At 57.5% G+C, this 22043-nt stretch carries 18 protein-coding genes and 2 pseudogenes; 5 read left to right on the plus strand and 15 right to left on the minus strand.

The window, feature by feature from the left end; genetic code table 11:
- Positions 1 to 4 precede the first annotated feature (4 nt).
- From F2982_RS31035 to F2982_RS31050, 4 genes are read right to left on the minus strand one after another with little or no spacing between them, the layout of a single operon-like run.
- Positions 5 to 1417: an aminotransferase class III-fold pyridoxal phosphate-dependent enzyme gene (locus F2982_RS31035; protein ID WP_203431352.1), complete on the minus strand. Its 1413-nt coding sequence runs from the start codon at positions 1415 to 1417 to the stop codon at positions 5 to 7.
- Between the two features lie 26 nt (positions 1418 to 1443).
- Positions 1444 to 2217 (minus strand): MtnX-like HAD-IB family phosphatase, encoded by a 774-nt coding sequence (locus F2982_RS31040; RefSeq protein ID WP_246777698.1) that lies wholly within the window; start codon positions 2215 to 2217, stop codon positions 1444 to 1446.
- A complete protein-coding gene (locus F2982_RS31045; RefSeq protein WP_203431353.1) occupies positions 2204 to 3571 on the minus strand; it encodes an ATP-binding protein in 1368 nt (455 codons plus the stop codon). Before F2982_RS31045 ends, F2982_RS31040 begins: the two co-directional genes overlap by 14 nt.
- Positions 3568 to 4230: a response regulator transcription factor gene (locus F2982_RS31050; protein WP_203431354.1), complete on the minus strand. Its 663-nt coding sequence runs from the start codon at positions 4228 to 4230 to the stop codon at positions 3568 to 3570. Before F2982_RS31050 ends, F2982_RS31045 begins: the two co-directional genes overlap by 4 nt.
- 370 nt (positions 4231 to 4600) lie before the next feature.
- Between F2982_RS31050 and F2982_RS31055 the strand changes: the two genes are divergently transcribed.
- Positions 4601 to 5893, plus strand: a complete 1293-nt coding sequence (locus F2982_RS31055; protein ID WP_112717556.1) for a pilus assembly protein TadG-related protein — start codon at positions 4601 to 4603, stop codon at positions 5891 to 5893.
- Positions 5894 to 6157: 264 nt separating this feature from the next.
- On the opposite strand, the gene F2982_RS31060 is transcribed toward F2982_RS31055, so the two are convergent.
- The 4 genes from F2982_RS31060 to F2982_RS31075 all read right to left on the minus strand — a co-directional run bounded on the left by F2982_RS31060 (position 6158) and on the right by F2982_RS31075 (position 8581).
- Positions 6158 to 6385 (minus strand): hypothetical protein, encoded by a 228-nt coding sequence (locus tag F2982_RS31060; RefSeq protein ID WP_165402660.1) that lies wholly within the window; start codon positions 6383 to 6385, stop codon positions 6158 to 6160.
- 96 nt (positions 6386 to 6481) lie between these two features.
- Positions 6482 to 7039, minus strand: a complete 558-nt coding sequence (locus F2982_RS31065; RefSeq protein ID WP_199628430.1) for a fasciclin domain-containing protein — start codon at positions 7037 to 7039, stop codon at positions 6482 to 6484.
- 112 nt (positions 7040 to 7151) lie between these two features.
- Positions 7152 to 7589 carry a DUF3429 family protein gene (locus tag F2982_RS31070; RefSeq protein WP_203431355.1) on the minus strand — a complete coding sequence of 146 codons (438 nt, stop codon included), beginning with the start codon at positions 7587 to 7589 and terminating at the stop codon, positions 7152 to 7154.
- Entirely contained in the window at positions 7586 to 8581 is a 996-nt protein-coding gene (locus tag F2982_RS31075) for an NAD(P)-binding protein (protein WP_148195529.1), read from the minus strand. The genes F2982_RS31070 and F2982_RS31075 overlap by 4 nt, the downstream gene beginning before the upstream one ends.
- Before the next feature lie 143 nt (positions 8582 to 8724).
- Between F2982_RS31075 and folE the strand changes: the two genes are divergently transcribed.
- From folE to trpB, 3 genes are all read left to right on the plus strand, one after another.
- Entirely contained in the window at positions 8725 to 9336 is a 612-nt protein-coding gene (gene folE, locus F2982_RS31080; RefSeq protein ID WP_199628433.1) for a GTP cyclohydrolase I FolE, read from the plus strand.
- Between the two features lie 222 nt (positions 9337 to 9558).
- A complete protein-coding gene (locus tag F2982_RS31085) occupies positions 9559 to 10884 on the plus strand; it encodes an AarF/ABC1/UbiB kinase family protein (protein WP_203431356.1) in 1326 nt (441 codons plus the stop codon).
- A gap of 71 nt (positions 10885 to 10955) precedes the next feature.
- Entirely contained in the window at positions 10956 to 12164 is a 1209-nt protein-coding gene (gene trpB / locus F2982_RS31090) for a tryptophan synthase subunit beta (RefSeq protein WP_199628435.1), read from the plus strand.
- Positions 12165 to 12653: 489 nt separating this feature from the next.
- On the opposite strand, the pseudogene F2982_RS31095 reads toward trpB, so the two are convergent.
- Positions 12654 to 13633, minus strand: a pseudogene (locus F2982_RS31095) (TerC family protein).
- Between the two features lie 204 nt (positions 13634 to 13837).
- Positions 13838 to 14062 carry a hypothetical protein gene (locus tag F2982_RS31100; protein WP_148194973.1) on the minus strand — a complete coding sequence of 75 codons (225 nt, stop codon included), beginning with the start codon at positions 14060 to 14062 and terminating at the stop codon, positions 13838 to 13840.
- A gap of 59 nt (positions 14063 to 14121) precedes the next feature.
- On the opposite strand from F2982_RS31100, the gene F2982_RS31105 reads away from it, so the two are divergent.
- On the plus strand, positions 14122 to 15081 hold the full coding sequence (locus tag F2982_RS31105; protein ID WP_246777699.1) for a LysR substrate-binding domain-containing protein: 960 nt from the start codon (positions 14122 to 14124) through the stop codon (positions 15079 to 15081).
- Positions 15082 to 15113: 32 nt separating this feature from the next.
- Here the strand turns inward: F2982_RS31105 and F2982_RS31110 are convergent, their stop codons facing one another.
- The 5 genes and pseudogenes from F2982_RS31110 to F2982_RS31130 form a co-directional block, all read right to left on the minus strand.
- On the minus strand, positions 15114 to 17084 hold the full coding sequence (locus F2982_RS31110) for a beta-galactosidase (RefSeq protein WP_203431357.1): 1971 nt from the start codon (positions 17082 to 17084) through the stop codon (positions 15114 to 15116).
- Positions 17084 to 18175 carry a sn-glycerol-3-phosphate ABC transporter ATP-binding protein UgpC gene (ugpC, locus tag F2982_RS31115; RefSeq protein ID WP_203431358.1) on the minus strand — a complete coding sequence of 364 codons (1092 nt, stop codon included), beginning with the start codon at positions 18173 to 18175 and terminating at the stop codon, positions 17084 to 17086. The genes F2982_RS31110 and ugpC overlap by 1 nt, the downstream gene beginning before the upstream one ends.
- Entirely contained in the window at positions 18176 to 20266 is a 2091-nt protein-coding gene (locus F2982_RS31120; protein ID WP_203431359.1) for an alpha-galactosidase, read from the minus strand.
- A pseudogene (locus tag F2982_RS31125) lies at positions 20263 to 21113 on the minus strand (carbohydrate ABC transporter permease). The gene F2982_RS31120 and the pseudogene F2982_RS31125 overlap by 4 nt, the downstream one beginning before the upstream one ends.
- A complete protein-coding gene (locus F2982_RS31130) occupies positions 21113 to 22021 on the minus strand; it encodes a sugar ABC transporter permease (protein WP_246777700.1) in 909 nt (302 codons plus the stop codon). The pseudogene F2982_RS31125 and the gene F2982_RS31130 overlap by 1 nt, the downstream one beginning before the upstream one ends.
- Between the last annotated feature and the right edge of the window lie 22 nt (positions 22022 to 22043).

Genomic DNA, 22043 nt, shown 5'->3' on the forward strand with positions numbered 1-22043 from the left:
CGGACTATCTCCGTTCCGCGCGAGTGAGGAGTTGGTCGAGCAGTGAAATTGCAAGCTCGATCTCGTCATGGCTGATCATCAGGCTTGGTGCAAAGGTGATGACGTTCTTGTGGTAGCCGCCGACATCGAGCACCAACCCATATCTGCGACCGTCGACGACGAGATCGCCCTTCATGCCTTCGTCGCACATCCAGTCGAGCGTCGCCTTGTCAGGCGTGAAAGCATCGTCCCTGCAGATTTCCATCCGCAAGGCCAGGCCTAAGCCGTCCACCTCGCCGACGATCGCATGTTGCGACTGCAAGTCCTTGAGACCCTCGAGGAAATGCGCACCCTTCTCCATGACGCTGGCGCCGAAGTCATTCTCCGACACCATCTTCAGCGTCTCCAACGCGACGGACGTGCCCATTGGGTTGCTTGCAAACGTCGAATGGGTGGAACCAGGCGGGAAAATGGTGGGATTGATCATCTCCTCCTTGGCCCATATGCCAGAAAGGGGATTGAGCCCGTTGGTAATGGCCTTGCCGAACACAAGAACATCGGGCGAAACACCGAAGTGCTCGATCGACCACAACTTGCCTGTGCGATAGACGCCCATCTGGATCTCGTCGACGACCAGCAGAATGCCGTGATCGTCGAGGACCTTCTTCAGCTCGACGAAGAAGTTCATCGGTGGGATGACATAACCACCCGTGCCCTGAATCGGTTCGACGTAGAAGGCGGCATATTCCGACTTTCCCGCCTTTGGATCCCAGACGCCATTATATTCGCTTTCGAACAGACGGGCAAACTTCTGGACGCAATCGTGACCGTACTCTTCCTTCGACATGCCCTTCGGGCCGCGAAAGTGATAGGGAAATTCTATGAACTGCGCCCGCTCGCCGAAATGGCCGTAACGGCGACGGTAGCGATAGCTGGAGGTGATCGAAGTCGCACCAAGCGTTCGGCCGTGGTAGCCGCCTTCGAAGGCAAACATCAGGCTTTTGCCGCCAGTGAAATTGCGGACGATTTTGAGCGAATCCTCCACCGCCTGCGAACCGCCGACGTTGAAATGCACGCGGCCCTTTGAACCGAACTTTTCTTCCATATCTCGGGCGATCAGTGCGGCGAGTTCGACCTTCTCGCGATGTAGATATTGCGACGCGACCTGTGGCAAGCGATCAAGCTGGCGATGCGCAACCTGGTTCAGGCGCTCGTTTCGGTAACCGAAATTGACAGCCGAGTACCACATCTGCAGATCCAGAAATGGCGTTTCGGCCGCATCATAGACGAAGGAGCCCTCGCAGGTTTCGAAGAATTTCGGCTTCTCTGTATAATGCACTGTATCGCCGTGCGAGCAGTAGGTCTCTTCGAGCAGACGAAGTTCGTCTTCGCCAATGACCGGCGCGCGGGTGGGAGCAAGTTTCAGGTTGGAACGCATGAGGTCCTCTTGTTACGCTGATTTCTTCACCGGCAGTGCGGGGCGCCGGCGCGAAGGGATTGAAAGAATGCTTGCGAGAGACCGCTGAACATCGGCGAAACTGTCGTAAGGGAAGAATTCGATGCCCGGGAGCGGCAATGGTCAGCCAAGTTTGACTTGGCGAAGACAACCGGTGCCTCGTTCGAGACACAAAAGTCGCTGCGTCCATCGCCAACATAGATGTAATCGACCGAGGGGCTGACGACCGCGCATTTGCAGACGCCGGAGCCAGCGTTGCAGCCGCTGCTGATCGCGGGAAAATCGAGATCGTATGCCGATTTCGAAAGCTCGTCGCCCTCTCGGAGCCTGTTTGCAATCACGGGTATGGAGGTGATCTGATGGCGGCGAAGGACGCGACGGATGAAATAGTCAACGCCGTCGCTAACCACGCTCAAGCCGAGCCCGGCGTTGTCGCAGAACCGCTTGAAGGCAATAAAATCGCTGTCGATCTCGACAGTGTCGAGAAAGGCGTTCAGCTCGGCGCGCGTTGCCTCGATCAGCCTGATCTGGCGCTGCATGCATATCGCCGACGTGATCTTGCCGCTGACCCATTGATCCTCGATCGCGCGCCATTCCGGGCGCGCATAGCGCTGGAGCACGAGGTCGGTCACGTCCTCCTTCGATATCGTTCCGTCAAAATCGCAAAACACCTGCATCGCGTGCTCCGTCAAACGTCTGAGGACACGTCTAGAGCGGCGAACTGAAAGCAAGATGAGGCGAAGATGAAATGAAACTGAATTCGGCGCCTCACGCGCCGACAATGTCCAGATCGACCCTTAGGCCCCGTCCCCATTCCGAGGTCCCGAGGCTGAGGGCGATCTCCAGCCGATTGGCGATATCGGCAACGATAGGCAATCCCAGTCCGGCGCCATCGCCGGCGCCCGTATCGAGGCGGTTGAAGCGTTGAAACGCCGCCTCTCTTTGGTCTGGCGGAATGCCAGGACCGCTGTCCATGATGGAAAGCCGCCAGCCGCGCTCGCCGGGCTCGATCCGCACCTCGATCTTTCCGGCATCGCCCGAATACTTGATCGCGTTGTCGAGGAGGTTATCGATCATGATCCGAAGGAGGGCCCTGTCTGTCTGGACCAAGGCCTCCGGCGCACCTCTAAGGCTGACATCGAAGTGGCGTGCATTCAGCAGTACGGCAAAATCGGCAAGCGAGGCGGAAGCGATGTCACGCAGCGACACGGAGCCGAGCTGCAGCGGCTGGTGACTGACCCGCGCCAGGCGCAGGAGCTGTTCAATCAAGTGCATGGCACGCTCGTTGCTGACCACCAGATCCTTCAAAAGCGCTCGCCGCTCATCCTCTGAATCGGCCCGGTCGAAGAGCTGCAGCAAAAGCTTGATGCCGGCCTGTGGCGTGCGCAGCTGATGGGCTGCAAGATCGGAAAAGCGCCGTTCCATCGTCAGCGACCGGCCAAGCCGGCGCAGGAGGTTGTTAAGCGAATGGACAAGCGGCGCAAGGTCCCTCGGCAGACCGGTCGTTGCGATCACCGACAGGTCATCGGGCGTACGCGTCCGGATTTGCGATACCAGCTCCTTCATATTGCTGAGCCCGTTGGTGATCGCCATCCAGATGATGACGGCGATCACAGGGATCAGCACGACAAGCGGGAAAGCCAGGTTGAGAAGAATGTTCTCGACCAGGCCCTCGCGAAGATTGATTTCTTCCGCAACCTCGATGGAAATATCTGTATCAGGGATCGGCAGGGAATAGATCCGCCATCGTGCGCCGTTATTAACGGTCTCTGAAAACCCGGCCTTGAAGCGGCTGAGCCCGGCTGGAAAGGCATTGCTGCTGGCAAAGGCGAGCGTATCGCCCTTCCAGGCACGGAACGAGTGCGCGTCCGCATAATCGTCAGCGTCCTCGTTCAGAGCCAGCTGATTATCCATATTGAAATCCAGGTCGGGTACCTGGATCGTTGGCCGGTTATCGGGCCGGGTGAGCGGATGCTGCATCAGGGACCACAGGACGTTCGCGTCGTTGATCAACTGGGCGTCGTAGATGTTGTCTATTTCTCGTGTCGCGCTGCGATAGGCAAAAAAGCCGACGACAGCGATCGCGACGATCAGGGTCGGCAGGATACGGGCAAAGAGCCGTTGGGTAAGGGTCACTGCCGGCGCTCGACCATGTAGCCGACACCACGGATCGACTGTATGAAATCAGGGCCAAGTTTCTTGCGCAAATTATAGACCGTCACTTCGATCGTGTTGCTCTCCACGGACACCTCAGAATCGTAGAGGGCATATTCGATGTCGCTTTTCGTGACGTAGCGGCCGCTGCGCTCCATCAACAGGCGCAGAAGATGGAACTCCTTTGCGGGCAGGTGAAGTTGAACCCCATCGCGACGCGCAACCATCGCGGCCGGGTCAATCTCGACGTTTGCGCAACGGATGACCGTTTCGTTGCGCCCCTGCCTGCGGCGCAACAGCGCGCGGATGCGCGCCAAAAGCTCATCCAGATCAAACGGCTTCGTCAGATAATCGTCGGCTCCCTCGTCCAGGCCGGCAACCCGGTCGCGCACACTGTCGAGCGCGGTCAGCATGAGAACGGGGATGCCATTGCCACTCTGGCGAAGAGCCCGCAGCACATCAAAGCCACTTGCCTTCGGCAAGTTAACATCCAGGACCAGCGCGCCGTAGTCATTGTATTTGAGGACATGGAGCGCCGTTTCGGCATCACGGAACCAGTCCACGCCATAAGCATGCTTCTCAAGTGCCTTTTTCAGGGCCGACCCAAGAATGTCGTCGTCCTCGACCACCAGTATACGCAATGGAACGTCCTTGCTGCTCCCTGTCAGATCGGCTTATGTTCTCTCGAAATGAGGCTGAAATCCGGCCTGAGATTGGCGCGAGCGGATCTGTTTGGCGCAGGGGTCGGGCCCTGTCGGCCGGACTGCACCGACTGCCTCGTGGGAGCTAACCGGCCTTTCGTTCCAGAACGCTTTGGCGCGCATGATATCGTGTCGACATGTGCTTGTGGGTCTGCCGCGTAACGGCGGCCACACGACCATCGCGGGCTGCGACGCCTCCGGCTTTCGCGTATGAGATGTAAGCATTTGAAATTGCTTTACCAAGCCGGTTAGCGGGACCTTAAAGGCAGGGTGCTAGAAGTCGCACATGTCCTCTTTGGTACCTTTGTGCATGATAAAGACAGTTAGGCGCATCTTCGCATGCCGTTCGGGAAATTTCGGGTTATTGACGGCAATCCTGATTACGCCCCTGGTCGGGGCCGCCGGCATGGCTATCGATTTTTCGCACGCGCTGGAGATTCGCACCCAACTCTTTGACGCTGCCGACGCTGCAGCGGTCGGGGCAGTCGCGGAAAAGTCTTCGGCCGTTACTCAGGCCATGGCAATGCCGGCTGACGGCTCCATATCTGTCGGCGAGAGTGAAGCGCGCAAACTGTTCACGGGACAGATGTCGGGAGAAGCCGCGTCGCTACCGATCGACCTGTCAGTGACAGTAACGCGCAACTTGAACAAGGTCACCTCCAACATCGCCTTCAAGACATCAATCCCGACGACCTTCATGGCGATATTTGGTAAAACCAGTATTGAGGTGTCGGGTACCGCCAGCGCCGAATATCAAACCGCGTCCTTCATGGATTTCTATATCCTCATCGACAACACACCTTCAATGGGTGTCGGCGCTACGGCAGCTGATGTCACCAAGATGCAAGCCAACACATCCGACAGTTGCGCCTTTGCCTGCCACGATATCGCAAGCGGCAACAAGAGCTACTACAATCTGGCAAAGTCGCTCGGAGTGACCATGCGTATCGACACGGTCCGCCAGGCGACCCAGCAGTTAACGACGACGGCAAAGAGCACGCGCGTCACGAGCAACCAGTTCAGAATGGGAGTTTACACCTTTGGCACCAAGGCCGAGGATGCGAAGCTCACCACCATTTCAGATCCCACCTACGATCTGGATCAAGTTCGATCATACACAGATGCCGTCGATCTCATGACCATTCCAAGTCAGGGATACAACAGTGATCAGACAACAAGCTTTGACAGTGCTCTGACGCAGATGAACACCATCATCACCACGCCGGGCAGCGGCAACACGTCCGCTGACCCGCAGAAGATCCTGTTCTTCGTGGCGGACGGCGTCGGCGACAGCTACAAGCCATCCACTTGTACCAAGAAAACCACCGGCGGTCGCTGCCAGGAGCCGATCGACACGAGTTTCTGCGCTCCTTTAAAAGCGCGCGGCGTCAAGATTGCTGTCCTCTACACGACCTATTTACCGCTTCCGAAGAACAGTTGGTACAATACCTGGATCTCGCCGTTCCAGAGCCAGATTCCTGCTAAAATGGCGGAATGTGCGTCCCCTGGCCTCTATTTCGAAGTGACACCGACCGACGGCATCGCGGATGCAATGAAAGCTTTGTTCCTCAGGGTTATCAGGCAGCCGCGCTTAACGTCCTAGTGATTGCGGTCTGATGGTCGATCCCCTTAAGTCGGCTTTGCCGTGCAGCTTGCTCGATCAAAGGCGCCTTGTAGTGCGCATGTCAGTCGCCAAGGTCACGAGAGACAGCACGACTGTTAGTGGCGCGTATTTCGAGGCTTGGGCATAGGAAGAACCTTTAGACCTTCCCTGCTATCGACGATGAAGCCCGACCGTGTTCTTGAGTATGCGATCGAACTTTTGCCGGGTGTAGCCGAGATCGTAAGCCGCCTTCGAGTTTGGCGCTCAAAGCCGGTGTCGGCCGAGTAGCCAGAAGGTAAAAACGACAATCGGCATCAAGGAGAGCGATGCCAGCTGCCACAACCCGTCGCTCGAAACTGACGTCTCGTCATCGGCTCCCAGAAACACTGTCCCTCCCAGGAACACCAAAATTGCGACAACGGTGGCGGCCGGCAGGCCGTACATTATCCAATGATTGGTCCGGTTGCGATCGTCGCCATCTCCCATGAGCAATCCCTTCTCCTCGGGCATAAGGCGGCCGTTTGCAGACCGTCGCGGACATCGACAGGGACGGTAGCCGGGCTGCGACACGCAGCCCGGCAATTCACATCAGGATTTCGGAAGCAGAACTTTATCAATAACGTGGATGACGCCATTTGACTGTTTCACGTCTGCGATGGTCACGGTCGCAGTGCCACCGGTCTCATCGGTGAGGGTGATCTTTCCCATGTTTTCCTTGGCCTTGATCACACAACCTCCGACCGTCTTGATGTCATGCTCGCCGCCATCGTCCTTGATCATCTTCGCGACCGTGCTTGCCATTGCTTCGGCAGCAACCACATGACAAGTGAGGACCTTTGCCAGCTTTTCCTTGTTTTCGGGCTTCAACAGCGTCTCGACAGTACCCTTCGGAAGGGCGTCGAAAGCTTCGTTGGTCGGCGCGAACACCGTGAAGGGCCCCTTCCCTTCCAGCGTCTTTACCAGCCCGGCCGCTTTGACCGCAGCGACCAGGGTCGTGTGGTCTTTCGAATTGGAAGCGTTCTGGACGATATTCTTGTCTTCATACATCGCCGCACCGCCGACTTTAGGATTGGCAGCGTTAGCACCCATAACTCCCGCCAAACCGATTGATAGTGCGACAGCCGAAGTTACCAAAAGCCTGTTCATGATGGTCTCCTCTCGTTGCCGGTCTCTTGCCCGGTCGCCTGTCTACGCATCCTCACGATTTCGGTTTGATTTTTTTCAAGACGCGTCCCGGTCGCCACATAAAGCGATGCGATCACCTCGATATGTTGAAACCCGCGTGTATCAGCACGACAACATAGGACAGAACAACGAGTGCCGTGACTCTTGAGCGCAGCCGTAGATACCAGCGGAGATCTGCACGATCAGACAAAAGCGAGAAATCGCAAGCGAGAAGCACGAGGTAGAGCGCCATCTGGATCGAAAGACCGAGCGCGGGTGATCCGATCAAAACGCTTGCAAAGGAAGCCAACGCCAACACGTTACTCAGCACAATGATACCGAGACCAGACGCCGAAGCCTGCGCGCCGCCCCACAACGCTCCGGCCATGAACGCTGCAATAATGGACCCGTAAGCAGCAAAAAGTTGCGAGGCCGCGCCGACTTGAAGGATTACTGGCAGTACGAGCAACCAGAATGGCAGCGCACCCAGATAGGTGAGGACCGTCGAAACGCCGCGTACCGTCGCTTTCATTCCTGTTCTCCAATCGCTGCGAGGATGGCATCCGCAAGCTTCGAGCCGCTCATGAATGCTGCCTCGACACGACCTCCAATACACCAGTCGCCACAAGCGCCAAGCTGATTGCCTTCATCGAGGAGAAAAGGCTGGCCGGCAGCCTCTATGACGTCGGCATCGCGCCAGCGGTGAATGACAACTGTTCGAGTTTCGGCCGGCTTCAGGGGCATATGACGCTTTAAAGCCTCAACCATCGTCCGGCGCACGATATCGAGCGATACATCGATGTTGGCGTCCGCCCATGACGCCGTTGCGTTGACGACCAGGGTCGGGGACGATGCGCGACCTGGCTTAGTGTGATTACGAGCGATCCAGCCGATGACAGGATCCGACAGCCAGGCAGCCTTGAATGGCAATCTGGCATCGTCCAGCATTCTCATCATCAACGTGAAACAGCCACTCATTGTGACCCCCGTCAATGTTCGATGGTGCGAGAACAGCTCAGGCATCAGCATGGCCGCCTGTCGGGCAGGCGCTGCTACGACCACCCAATCAAATGGCCCATGCGAGGCATGACCAGCGTTGACATACCAGCTACCGGGTTTGCCTGTAATTTTGCCCGCAGACGTATGCAGCCGGAGATCAAGACCGACCGACATTGATTTTGCGAGAGCGTCCATCTCTGGAATAGCGACGTACCGTGTGGGGTCCAAGGCAGCCGTCTTCGGTAAACCATTGTCCGGTAAGGTCATGGGAGCGCAGGTCCAAACAGCGACCAGGCCGGCCTCACAAGCTGCCTTCACCTGCCTGGAAAAACTTGCATCACGCACTGTGAAATACTGTGCGCCATAGTCGAACGAGCTGTTATCGACCCGACGTGTCGCCATCCGGCCGCCGACGCCTCTTTCCTTTTCGAAAACCGTTACGTTCGCGGACTTCGACAGCGATCGGGCAGCAGCAAGACCGGCCATTCCCGCACCAATAATACCAACGCGTTGCATCGCGACCATATTCGTTCGCCGTGATCAATGACGGTTCACTGTACGGTTCTGCGCCGAAACAGATCAGAAACCACTGTTCAGCTCAACGCCTGTTTGATCCACCTGTGCTTGGTCAGCGTAACACCAGCCTGACAGATTGAGGAGAAAGTGAAATGGACGCGGTGGTGACCAAAAGCGAGCTTACGCCAGATCCGGAACGGCCGACCCAATTGGAAGTAGAAGCGGCCGTGCGTACGTTGATCCGTTGGGCTGGCGATGATCCGTCACGCGAAGGGCTAATGGAAACACCAAGACGCGTGGCAAAGGCTTATCGCGAGCTCTTCTCGGGGTACGATGTTGAACCTGAAGACATTCTGGCCAAGACATTCTCAGAGGTCGGTGGGTACAGTGACATGGTCCTCGTCAGGGATATAGAGTTTCATTCGCACTGCGAGCACCATATGGTCCCGTTTCATGGGGTTGCCCATGTTGCTTATATTCCCGATCATGGAGTTCTTGGACTGTCAAAAATTGCAAGGCTGGTCGATCTCTACGCCCGCAGGCTTCAGACGCAGGAGACGATGACGGCTCAGATTGCGCAAGCCCTGGACGAGAGCTTAAGACCCAAAGGTGTCGCCGTGATGCTTGAAGCTGAGCACATGTGCATGGCAATGCGCGGGATCCAGAAAAACGGCGCCAGGACCATAACCACGTTCTTCACCGGCCAGTTCCAAATGTTTGCGTCAGATCAGGCGCGCTTCATGCAGCTGGCGCGCCAGCGATAGAGGGGGTCTTGGGGCGCACGTAACATTGCAGCATGCGCAGCGACTAGCCCTGCTCCAAGCGGTAGCGCAGCTGGAAATCGTGATCAGGATGCCGGTGCATTTGACGGTTTTATGGCACTCCTGCACCTCACCGGCCTCACCACCGGCATGCGGGCCGCGTTGCGAAACCTGTGGCCTCCAACCGGCTCATGTTTCGAACGTCGCCTTGCAAAGGATCGTCCAATGACCGACCGAACTCGCCCGGTACCTCAAAGCCGTCTTAGCCGACTTGCTGCTTTGGGAAAGCTCGCCGGCGGCGTTGCCGCCGGAGCTGTGGGAGAGGGGCTGGGGCGTCTGGCGCGGGGTGAACGGCCGCATCTTTCAGACCTTGTTCTGACACCATCAAACGCCTTGCGTGCAGCAGAGCAACTATCGCGACTGCGAGGTGCAGCAATGAAGCTAGGCCAGATGTTGTCGCTTGACCCCGGCGACATCCTGCCCCGGGGACTTACCGCAATCCTTGCTCAACTTCGTGAAAATGCTCACACGATGCCGCTGCGTCAACTCGAGGGCGTGCTCAGGAATGCCTGGGGAAGCAACTGGCGATCCAGGTTTGCTCGCTTCGATATGGCCCCGATCGCGGCTGCCTCGATCGGTCAGGTTCACCGCGCCCGGCTTGCGACAGGTCGCGAGCTCGCTGTCAAGGTTCAGTATCCCGGCGTCGCTAAGAGTATCGATTCCGATATTGATAACGTTGCTGCGATCCTGCGCATGTCCGGCCTTGTTCCGGCAAATCTGGATCTCGGCCCCCTGCTCGCGGAGGCAAAACGTCAGCTGCGGGAGGAGGCCAATTATTTGCGCGAGGCGGAGCAGATGAAACACTACAGGGCGCTGCTCGAAGACGACCCACGATTTCTGGTACCGGCTCCGGTCGATGACCTGCTTCATGAGACTGTCTTGCCGATGGACTACATGGCCGGTTCAAAGATCGAGACCTTGACCGATGCCCCGCAGCAACACCGCAATCTCGCTGTAACTGCGCTTCTTGATCTTGTTCTTAAGGAACTGTTCGAGTTCAAACTCATGCAGACTGATCCCAATTTCGCCAACTATCGGTTTCAGGCCAATACAGGCAAGATTGTCCTACTCGACTTTGGCGCAACGCGGCAGCTTGCACCTGATACCGCCGAGCAATACCAGGCTTTGCTTGGTGCCGGCCTTGCTCGCGATCGCACCAAAATCCGACAGGCCCTGTTGACCATGGAGTTTGTTTCTTCTGCGCAGATTGCGAACCACAGCGCCGCGCTCAATGAAATAATCGATATCGTCCTTCGGCAATTGGCAAGACACGACCGTTACCAGTTCGATTTTTCAGATCGAGCCTTCGTCAAAGCCATTCGGGAAAAGGCGGAACCGATCATTGCAGATCGAAATACGTGGCGCGTGCCGCCACCAGACAAGCTGTTCGTACAGCGCAAGATAAGCGGCACGGTTCTGCTGGCGGTAACCCTGCAGGCCAAAGTGCCACTCGAGGTGATGCTTGACCGCTACAATCCGATGAATGGCTGAGATCTAAAGCATAAAACAGTCAGTCGGCACCATCCAAATGCAGCCAGTGGCGTAAGAGCATCAAGGAGATCATGATGCAAATGCTCACACACAACGCGCTACCGGATGATGACGGATTTTTTGGAAGATTCGGGGGACGCTTTGTGCCCGAAACGCTGATGCCCCTCCTGATCGCCCTGAGCGAAGAGTGGCAGAAAGCGAAAACAGATGCATCATTCTGGCAACAGCTCGACATGTTGTCTCGACATTATGCTGGAAGACCGAGCCCACTCTACTATGCGGAAAGACTGACAGGCCGACTGGGAGGGCCTCGTATCTATCTGAAGCGAGACGAGTTGAACCACACCGGTTCGCACAAAATCAACAACTGTCTCGGCCAGATCCTGGTTGCCCAACGCATGGGCAAGACCAGGATCATTGCGGAGACCGGTGCAGGCCAGCATGGCGTGGCCACTGCGACGATGGCCGCGCGGTTCGGTCTCGAATGCGTGATCTACATGGGCGAAACTGATGTCGAACGGCAGGCTCCCAATGTGTTTCGGATGAAGCTGCTGGGAGCCGATGTACGCCCGGTCCGCTCTGGAAACGGGACCCTGAAGGACGCTATGAACGAGGCGCTCCGCGACTGGGTCTCAAACATCGATGACACCTACTATCTCATCGGCACAGCCGCCGGTCCCCATCCCTATCCAGAGATGGTCCGAACCTTGCAATCCGTCATCGGGCGGGAGGCACGCGAGCAGATCGTAGAACTTGAAAAACGGCTTCCCGATCTATTGGTGGCCGCTGTCGGTGGTGGCTCCAATGCCATCGGCTTGTTCCATCCCTTCCTAGCCGACCGCGATGTGGCGATGCTTGGCGTCGAGCCCGCCGGAAAAGGTTTGGACACGTCGCAACACTGCGCCTCACTGACACGGGGAAGTCCTGGAGTTTTGCATGGCAACCGCACTTACCTCTTGCAGGACGAAGAGGGTCAAATAAATGAAGGACACTCGATCTCCGCTGGGCTGGACTACCCCGGGGTCGGCCCAGAGCACTCGTGGCTGAAAGACACAGGGCGCGTTTTCTACAGCTCCGCGACAGACGCTGAGGCTTTGAATGCCTTTCAATTCCTGTCTACGATCGAGGGGATCATTCCGGCCCTGGAGCCTTCGCACGCAATTGCAGAGGTGATGAAGATCGCGCCGCGCATGGAGCGCGACGAGATCATAATCGTCAACCTTTGCGGCCGCGGCGATAAGGATATTTTTACTGTGTCGGGCCTTCTGAAGCTGGAATAGCAGCTATCGATGGTAAGAACGATCTGCCCCGTCCCGAAACCTCATATTGGGACTGCAAAAACTCTTCCGTCCTTGGCCGGCAGTCCGGACTGGCAAGGTTGAGTTTTTTAATCGACCCTCGCAACGTCTATCCGGCAATCACATGATGCGGTCAGCAAGCACGCTTCTCCGATCAAACGTTGGCGGGACCGGAATAGCAACGGTCCTGGCGCCGCAAGTGCAAGTGCAGATGGCGGTGCCATGCTGACTGAGGGGCGACCGCCAGCTTGATTCTCATTCTTCCAGCAGAATAAAGGCGTGGGCCACCAGGCCCCTTGCGAAAGCGTTGTCTCTTCTGTCGATATAGCAGACTACAGCCGGAGAGGACCTCGACGCCCCGTGGGCAGTGCCAGACGTATTCGTCCTGCGTCAGCCCAGGCGATTTGCGGACGACCGCGCCGGACACCTCCCGGCGCGTATACAAAACTATAGCTGCTCCGTCGGGTTCGGCTATGTCCTGTGCGCGGTCTTCGTCCGCAGCAAGCTCCAGACGATGCCTGTTCCGATGATCAGGAACGTGATCCCAAGCGATACTGCTGCGGGAAATTTTTCCAGACCGAGCAGATCGGCCACGAAGACCTTCGACCCGATGAATATCAACACGATCGCAAGAGCCGGCTTGAGGTACTTGAACCGATGGATCATGGCAGCCAGCGCGAAGTACAGGGCGCGAAGGCCGAGAATGGCAAATATATTCGACGTGTAGACGATAAACGGATCTGTCGTGATCGCGAAGATCGCCGGCACCGAGTCGACCGCAAAAATTATGTCGGCCAGTTCCACCATGACGAGCGCCATGAATAGTGGCGTCATGAACCAGACCAGCCTGCCCGTTTTCGGATCGGGCTTTCTGACAAAGAAGTTTTGGCCATGGTGCTCATCTGTGACGTTAAAGCGGCGACGAAGGAGCTTGACCACCGGTTGTCGCCCATCTCGGGTAGACTATCGCCCACCCACAGCATCTTGACGCCAGTGACGATCAAAAAAGCCGCGAATGCATAGAGTAGCCAGGAAAATTGCGATACAAGCGTCGCACCGAGGCCGATCATGATCGCGCGAAGGACTATAACGCCGAGGACGCCCCAGAAGAGCACTCGATGCTGATAGATCCGGGGGACGGCGAAAAATGAAAAAATCAAGGCGATAACGAACACGTTGTCGAGCGCCAGCGTCTTTTCGACGACGAAGCCAGTCAGATAATTGATCCCCGGTTCGGCGCCGAGCTGCCACCAGACCCACCCTCCAAAAGTGAGTCCCAGCCCGATATACATCGACGACAGGATAAAGCTTTCGCGTACCGAAATCTCCCGGTCGTGGCGATGCAGAACGCCCAAGTCGAATACGAGAAGCGCCAAGACAATAGATAGGAACGTCAGCCACATCCAAAGTGGCTTGCCGAGCCAATCGACAAGAAGGAAGCCGTAATCCACATTTCTCTCCGACCGGTCGTTCGATACTGAATACGACATCCGACATCGCGAGAGGACCGGCTTCTCTCGCCAGAGGGGCCCGGACTGCAGGGCTCGTGGGGATGTGCCGGATAAGGCACGTCTGTTTGGCGACTTGGTTTAGCGAGCCGTCTCAACTCGGTTCACGCCCAGCGCTAACGCGTTTCTGACCAGGTCGCCGGTCCGTTACATATCCTCGAGCAGAAGAACTCGGGACATGCTGCGGCGGCGGACGACCGGAACGGTCACTGAATGTCCATCTCGGTTGCGCCGCTCGATATAGTCGACACGGTCACGCTTGCGCACGCGCGACCTCTTCCCGTTCGAACGCTGGATCCCAGTTGAGATGAGCTTGCGCTGAGCCTCCCGGCGCGACGGGCTGTTGTCGTGGAATGTAACGTTATCGTTCATCTTCGCCTCCTGACACTTTTTTCAGGACAGAGGTGGAGAGCAGTTCATGATAGCGCCAATTGATTGTTGTAATCATTGCGATAGCATGCTTCTATCGCGCAATGCCTTTTCGTCCGTCCTTTCGCCAGTTGGAATATGTGATTGCGGTAGCTGAAGCTCGGCATTTCGGTGCGGCTGCGCGTCGGTGTCATGTTTCCCAGCCGACGCTCTCGGTACAGGTGAGCGCGGTGGAAGACGGCCTGGGGATCCAGCTATTCGAGCGGACATCCAGCGGCGTAATCACGACGAAAACCGGTGAACAATTCGTGCATGGCGCCCGTATCACCCTCGCCGCAATCAACGATCTCCTTGACGCCGTTGGCCAAAGCGCCAAAACCCTCGGGGGTCTGATCAAGCTTGGAACCTCCCCGAGCTTTGGTCCTTATTTTTTGCCGACCTTTCTTCCCACGATCCATGCGGAATTTCCGGAGCTCAGGATATACATCACGGAGGATCGCCCGGCAGCGATCGAGAGCGCGGTGGTCGAGGGTATCCTCGATTGCGGGATAGGACCGGCTCTGACCGACAACACGCTGACATTCATTCCGATCGGGCGGGAAAAGCTTTATCTGGGAATACCCCGGGAGCATCGGCTTGCGGGGGCGCGGGTCGCCCGGGTGGCGGACCTTCGAGGAGAGACATTGCTCGCTCTGGGCAGCGGTAACAGGCTTTTCGAAAATGTCAGACATCTTGCTGACGCCTCCGGCGCCCAAATCGTCGACGACTATGAGGGAACGAGCCTTGACGCTATTCGGCACATGATGTCGATCGGCATGGGCTGCTCGCTCTTTCCCGAGCTCTACGCTCGATCAGAGTTTCGTCAATCTGAAGACGTTCTGCTGCTCCCATTCGTAGACTGGCAGGAGACGCGGACCATCGGGTTCTACTTCCGTGATGGCAGCGGCCGAAAAAGCCACTTCGAGGCGCTCGCACGGCATGGGAAGAATGCTGCGCGAGCGCTCGGGCTGCTTGAGGCCTGAGCCTCAGTGAGAGGAAAAACTGAACAGTGCTGTCACGGCCTCGATTGCGATGCGGTCTGCGATGTATCATCTGGTGTCCGCCACGCCGCCAGGTCGCCACCCTCGATCTTACTTGCGCCAATGATAAACTCAAATTCATGATCCAAAAGGTGTGGCTGCGGCCCGTAATTGAATGCAAATTGGATATTTCCGATGCGCCGCATGCGCACATGCTCAGGTAGGGCCTGAGGCTTCAATCCAGCCTCGTCGCACAATTGCGTGAGTGTCGATCGCAGAAGATTTTCGCTGGCCCAAACAGAAAGGTAGAAGTGATTGTTGTTCTGCGTCAGCGCAGGCCTTCCATCATCGAAGCGTGCGAGCACATTGGCCCCTGTCTGAAGATGCTCCTCCCACCTGGTTCCAAGCCCGGAAACCCGCCCATCGATGGAGCGGGAGAGACCGGGGCGCATCGAGCCGACTTGCGTGACCCGGACCCCGGTCAGATCGGCGAGCGGACCGGGCGCGAGGTTTTGAGGAATTTTGAAATTGCGGTCGCGCGAACCTGTACGGGGGCCGTATAACACCTTGCCCGTCGCTCGCAAAAGCGCCCGGTATGCCTCGTCAGATACGTGCATGAGGCATGGTACGAGTACAACGGCATAGCCCTCGAGAGAGGCGCCTGGCCTCACGAAATCGACGTCAAGCCCCAGACGCCGAACGCCCTCGTACCAGCGGAAGGCAAGTTCGTCGTACCTGAAATCTTTGCCCTGCGGCTGGATCATGGTGGCCCAGTATGTCTCATAGTCATAGACGAGAGCGACGGAAGCCTGCCCTGTTTGCGGCAGAGCGCCGATCTCTTGCAGCTCGCGCCCTACGATTTTTGCCTCTTCTCCGCCGACAGAGAGTTCGTCGAGCCCAGCCAGATTGAGGCCGGCATGCATCTGCTCTTGAGCGAAAGGCGCCTGCCGCCAGCGAAAGTAGCTGACGACTTCAGCGCCGTGGGCTAGCGCTTCCCACGTCCAGAGGCGGACCATGCCTGGCTTGGGCACCGGGTTCCAGGGCGCCCAGTTGACGGGACCCGGTTGCTGCTCCATGACCCAGAAGCGGCCTTTGCCCACGCCCCGATAAAGATCATGATGAAACGCGGCAATGTCAGGATGAGAGGTCTCAGCCCAACGGTCTCTCTCCGTCTCGTTGAAGGGAAACTTCTCCACGAAGCCGATGGGATAGCTATCCCAGGACGCCAGATCGAGATTTTCCGCAACCTGCCAGTGATCGAAGTCGTTTACGAAGCCCATGAAGTTGTGCGTGATCCAGCGGCCAGGCGAGTTACGTCGAATGATTTCGCACTGCATTTTGTCATAGGCGGCAACCTGATCGGAATGGAATCGCCAGAAGTCGAGCCTTGCCGCCGGGTTCGCCTCGGTTACGGTCATGTTTGGGAGACAGACCTCTTCGAATGAGTTGACCTCCATGGACCAGAATACCGAGCCCCAGGCCTCGTTCAACTGATCCGTCGATTGGTAGCGCAATCGCAGCCAGCGCTTGAAGGCAATGAGGTCCTCTGCCCCCCAGGAAAGGGTCGTATCGTGGCAGCCGTATTCATTGTCTGTCTGCCAGCCGACGACGCCTGGATGTTCACCGTACCGTTTGCTGACGGCCTCTACGATGCGACGCGATTGCGCCCACCAGACGTCTGATGAAAACGTGTAGTGTCGCCGCGAGCCGAAGCCGCGGGTTCGACCATGCTCGTCGACAGGTGCTATGGACGGATGGTCGTCCATAAGCCATTTAGGCGGCGTCGCAGTCGGTGTGCCCAGGACGATTTTGAGGTCTGCGGCATGCAGGACGTCTATCGCACGATCAAGCCAATTAAACTGGAAATCGCCACGCCTGGGCTCCAGTCTTGACCAGGCAAACTCACCGATCCTGACGAATGATATGCCGATCTGCCGCATACGCTCGGCATCAGCTTTCCACCGGCTTTCATGCCAGTGTTCCGGATAATAGCAAACACCAAGCATCAGCGCGTCAGATCCCCATTGATAACTGCGACACCATTAGCGTCGAAGACGTGACAAGCCCGGGCGGGAATGGCAACGGCGATTTTGTCGCCCGGTCGTGCTGTAGAAAGGCCATCAGCCTTGGCGGTTATCCCGCTGTTTTCTGTAAGCGTTATGTGAAGCATCGTCTCCGATCCCAGCCGTTCGGCGAGCCTTACCGTTCCGTCGAGCAGCACGTCGCCTTCCTGGCTTTCCAGATGTTCCGGCCTGATGCCCAAAGTAACTTCTTGACCCGAGCGCACCGCACCGCTTCCCGCGACATCGATCGACGCTCCGCCAGGCAGCGTCACTCGTATGCCGCCATCTATCGCCGATGCTACCGCCTTGAGAAAGTTCATTTTCGGGGAGCCGATAAAGCCCGCCACAAACATGTTCTTGGGACGGTGATAGAGTTCCATAGGTGTCCCGACTTGCTCGACCAGGCCAGCCTGAAGCACAACGATTTTATCGGCCATCGTCATGGCCTCCACCTGATCGTGCGTCACGTAGATCATGGTGGATTTCAAGTCCTGATGCAGCTTGCTGATTTCGGTGCGCATCTGAACACGCAGCGAGGCGTCGAGATTCGACAGGGGTTCGTCAAACAGAAAAACTTCCGGATTACGGACGATCGCACGACCAATGGCGACGCGCTGGCGCTGGCCTCCCGAAAGTTGCGAGGGCTTTCGATCGAGTAGAGCCTCAAGCTGCAGCATTACAGCGGCCTGCCGTATCCGCTCGGTGATCATCGCCTTCGGATGGCCGGTCATCTTCAAGCCGAATCCGATATTTTCTGCGACGGTCATGTGAGGATAGAGCGCATAGGACTGAAAGACCATCGCGACGCCGCGCTGCACCGTACCGACCCGTGTCATGTCCTTGCCGTCGATCGCGAGCTTGCCCGACGAAATGTCTTCAAGACCGGCGATCATGCGCAGGAGCGTGGATTTCCCGCAACCGGACGGTCCGACAAAAACGCAAAACTCTCCGTCCGCTATATCAAGGTCGACACCTTTGATCACTGCGGCTGAGCCAAAGCTTTTGGTCACGCCTTCCAGCGTCACAGCACCCATTCAATGCACTCCTGCTACGGGTTCAAGTTCAAGGATCAAGCCGCTCTCCGGTCTCAGCATTGGCAGCGGCAGTCCCAGCTCGGTGAGGTCCGGGATCGAGAACGAAAGCTCGCCCCTCAATAAACGACGCTGCATGTCCGACACTCGGATGAAATCGGGTTCTGCAGGGTGGATCGCCTTGACCCTCCACGAGCGGTCGTCATGTTGAGGCGCCGGCACCCTCAGCGGCGGAGGCTGCTCTGCGACCATCTGCGGCCCCTGCGCGACGAACACTGCCATGCGGTCGTTGTCCGCTGCCCCCCAGACGTAGCGGCCATCTTCAGGCGCCATCCGGAACTGTGCGTCCGGAGCATGAAGCAGCGGCCGCAAGTCCTTGTGCAGTTTGATCCAGCGCGACAATTCGACCCTGTCGTCCTCGGAGAGAGCGACCGGATCCAATTCGACGCCCAGATGGTAGGCGAGCGCGACGATCGCTCTGAAGGAAAGCGACAAACGACGAGCCGTCTGGTGGTTCGGCGAGGCTGCGATATGCGCCCCCAGGATCTCGGGCGGTAGCAAAGACGACGCACCGCGTTGAATCTCCAACCGCTCTAGCGCGTCAGTGCAGTCCGATGTCCAGACCCGGTGCGTGTAACGAAGGACGCCGAAGTCTATCCGTCCGCCTCCCGAAGCGCAGGATTCGATCTCCACATGCGGGAAAGCCGACCTAATGCGGTGCATCAGAGTATACACCGCTTGCGTCTGCGCAGAGGTTCGCGCCGTGCCGTCGCGGCCGCCCACATGGGTCAAGTCGCGATTCATGTCCCATTTCACGTATGATATGGCGTGCTTCGAAAGCAAAGCCGAAATCGCCCCGTAAAGGTATTCGCCGACCTCCGGCCTACTGAGGTCGAGAACCAACTGGTTCCTGGAGAGGAGCAATGGGCGACCGTCAACCTGAAGAACCCATTCGGGATGAGCCCTGAACAGGTCGGATTGAGGACTCACCATTTCAGGTTCGAACCAGATGCCGAATTCCATCCCCAGTCCAATGACATGATCGACAAGCGGCGTCAGGCCATCGGGATACTTGCGGCTGTCGACAGTCCAGTCGCCGAGGCTTGTCGTGTCGTCGTCCCGCTTGCCAAACCAGCCGTCGTCGAGCACGAAACGCTCAATCCCGAGTGCCGCCGCAGCGTCTGCCTGCGCTTTGAGCGAATCCAGACGGTGATCGAAGTAGTTCCCCTCCCAAGTGTTCAACATGACCGGACGAGGCTTCATTATCCCCTTGGGCCAGAGCAATAGCTCATCACGGACGAACGCATGGAAGCAGGCGTCGTCGCTGCAAGCGTACGCGACTGGGCTGCTATAGGTCGCGCCCCTCTTAAGCCTGATCTCGCCCGGCTCGAAAAGCTCGCCAAGGTGGACAAGACGCCGGCCGTCGTCGAGAACATCCACGGCGATCACGTGATTGCCACTCCATCCAAGATGGAACAAGAGGTTTTGCGTTCCTACCTCTACCGAGATAAGTGGAGGCTTGTCGTGGGACGTTCGCCCGCGTCTGTTTTCCTGTAGCCAGAGCGAGTGATCGACGCGACACGACCTCGATTGGAACTCGCGTCCCCACATGCCCGTGAAGTAATTCAGCGTAGCCTCCCCCTGCGGAAGAAGAAAGCTCGCGGCCATGCAGCGATCCACCGTGTATTCTGCGCCGCGGTTCGTGAGGAAGGTCGACATGGACAGGACACCAGAGTTACTCATACAGATGTTGATTGCGATCTCGATCGCCGCCACCGGATCTACGGCGTGCAGAGTAGTCGTCGATCCGTCGTGCCTGGCCTTCCAATCCCGGAACTGTAGAACGAAGTCTCGTCCGTCACGATGGCCTGAAATGGCAGGCCAACCGAAATAACCGAGGCCTCCTGTCGGTAGAAGGACCGCCGAAGGCCCGGCCTCATCCATGCCGTTGACCCGGCTCGACCGCATATCGTCGCGCCAAATCCGGCCCGTCGCAGCTTTCAACCCAAAGGAAATGATTTCCGGCATCCCTGCTGTGGGTAGACCAATTACGAGGGAAAGCGGGCCGCTCGTCATTGTGACGATCTCAGTCATCCTTTGGTTGCTCCAAGAGTAAGCCCGGCGATGAAGTGCCGTTGCATGAAAAAGAACATCAGGACCGGGGCATCGCCGCCACGATCGAACCGGCAGAAACCAGGTGCCAGGCAGCGACCCACTGACCGTTCAGAGAGTTCAGTCCGGCCGTGACCGGCATGGCTGCCTGACCCTGCACGAGGACAGTTGCCCAGAAATAGTCGTTCCAGACGAAGGTGAAGATAAGAACCGAGAGCGCTGCGATGGCCGGTCGCATCAGGGGAAGAACGATGTGCCGGAATATCTTCCATTCGGAGACGCCTTCAACTCTCGCCGCCTCGATGAGCGCGAAGGGCAGACCCTTGATGAAGTTTCTCATGAACAAAGTGCAGAAACCCGTCTGGAAAGCGACGTGGAAAAGGACCAGGCCGGTCACGGTGTCATAAAGACCCATCTTAAGAGTAAGATCGCGGACTGGAACCATGAGGATCTGGAACGGAATAAAGTTGCCGGCAACGAAGACGAAGAACAGGAAGAGGCTTCCGCGGAAGCGATAGACCGCAAGCGCGAACCCACATAGGCACGACAGTCCGACTGCGCCAATCACGGTTGGAACGGTGATTTTGAACGAATTAAGGATATACCAGCCGATCGGAGAATCCCGGAAGACTGAGGTGTAGTTCTCGACGCCGGCGAAGCCGGAAGGCATGCCGAAATAGTTGCCAGCAGCGAGATCACCGGATGGGCGGATCGAGGTGAGTGCGACCCCGATAAGAGGAAGAAGCCAAATGACCAGCAGTATCGGCAAGAGGATCTGATAGGCCCATGAAATCCAGGGCGACGCTTTTTGAACTGGTGTCGGAAACATCACGCGTTCCTTTCCTGCCGGATCATGCGAACGAGGAAGAAGGTGATGAAGACCATCATGATCACGAACAGGACGACGGCGATCGCCGCACCGTAGCCCATTCGGAAGCCGTATTCCGACAAAGCTTCCTCGTACATGTAGTAGGAAAGCACACGGCTGGACCCGTACGGTCCTCCGGCAGTCATCACCGAAACGAGATCGAACGAACGTAGCGCGCCAATAACGGTGACGACAACGGCAATGAAGGTCGCCGGCCGAAGCTGGGGCAGAACGATGTGCCAGAACAGGCTCCAGCCCTTTGCACTGTCCATGCGCCCTGCCTCGACCTGCTCGGGGTTGATGTTGTTGAGGCCGGTTAGGTAGAGGATCATGCAATAGGCGATCTGCGGCCAGAGACCGGCCGCGATGATGCCGTAGGTCACGAAACGCTCGTCGGCGAGAATGGCGACCTCGGTGCCCGTCAGCGAATGTATCAGGGCGGAGAACAGGCCGAAGTTCGGCGCGTAGAACCAGGTGAATATAAGTCCAACGACGACTTGGCTGATCACGAAAGGAAAGAAGAAGAGCGACTTGTAGATGCGAATACCCGCAACCGTCTGGTTCAGGAACAGCGCCGCTGCGAGCCCGGCAGGCACGGCGAGGAGATAGAGGATCAGCCAGATAAGATTGTTCTCGAGCGAAGTGTAGAAGGCATCGTCACCGAGAAGTTCGACATAGTTGCCAAGGCCGATCCATGTCATGGCGCCAAGGCCATCCCAGTCGTGAAAGCTGATCCACACCGACTGCGCTACAGGTGCGATCACATAGACAAGAAACATCAGCGCGCCTGGCGCAAGAAACAAAACTGGAGCCCAGTGGCGCTGGTTTTTTGACCACATGCCGGCTGGGGTCGCTTTTCGGACGACCATTGTTATTTCCTCAACGAAAGGC

It is taken from the genome of Rhizobium sp. BG4, assembly GCF_016864575.1.
Taxonomy (GTDB): Bacteria; Pseudomonadota; Alphaproteobacteria; order Rhizobiales; family Rhizobiaceae; genus Rhizobium.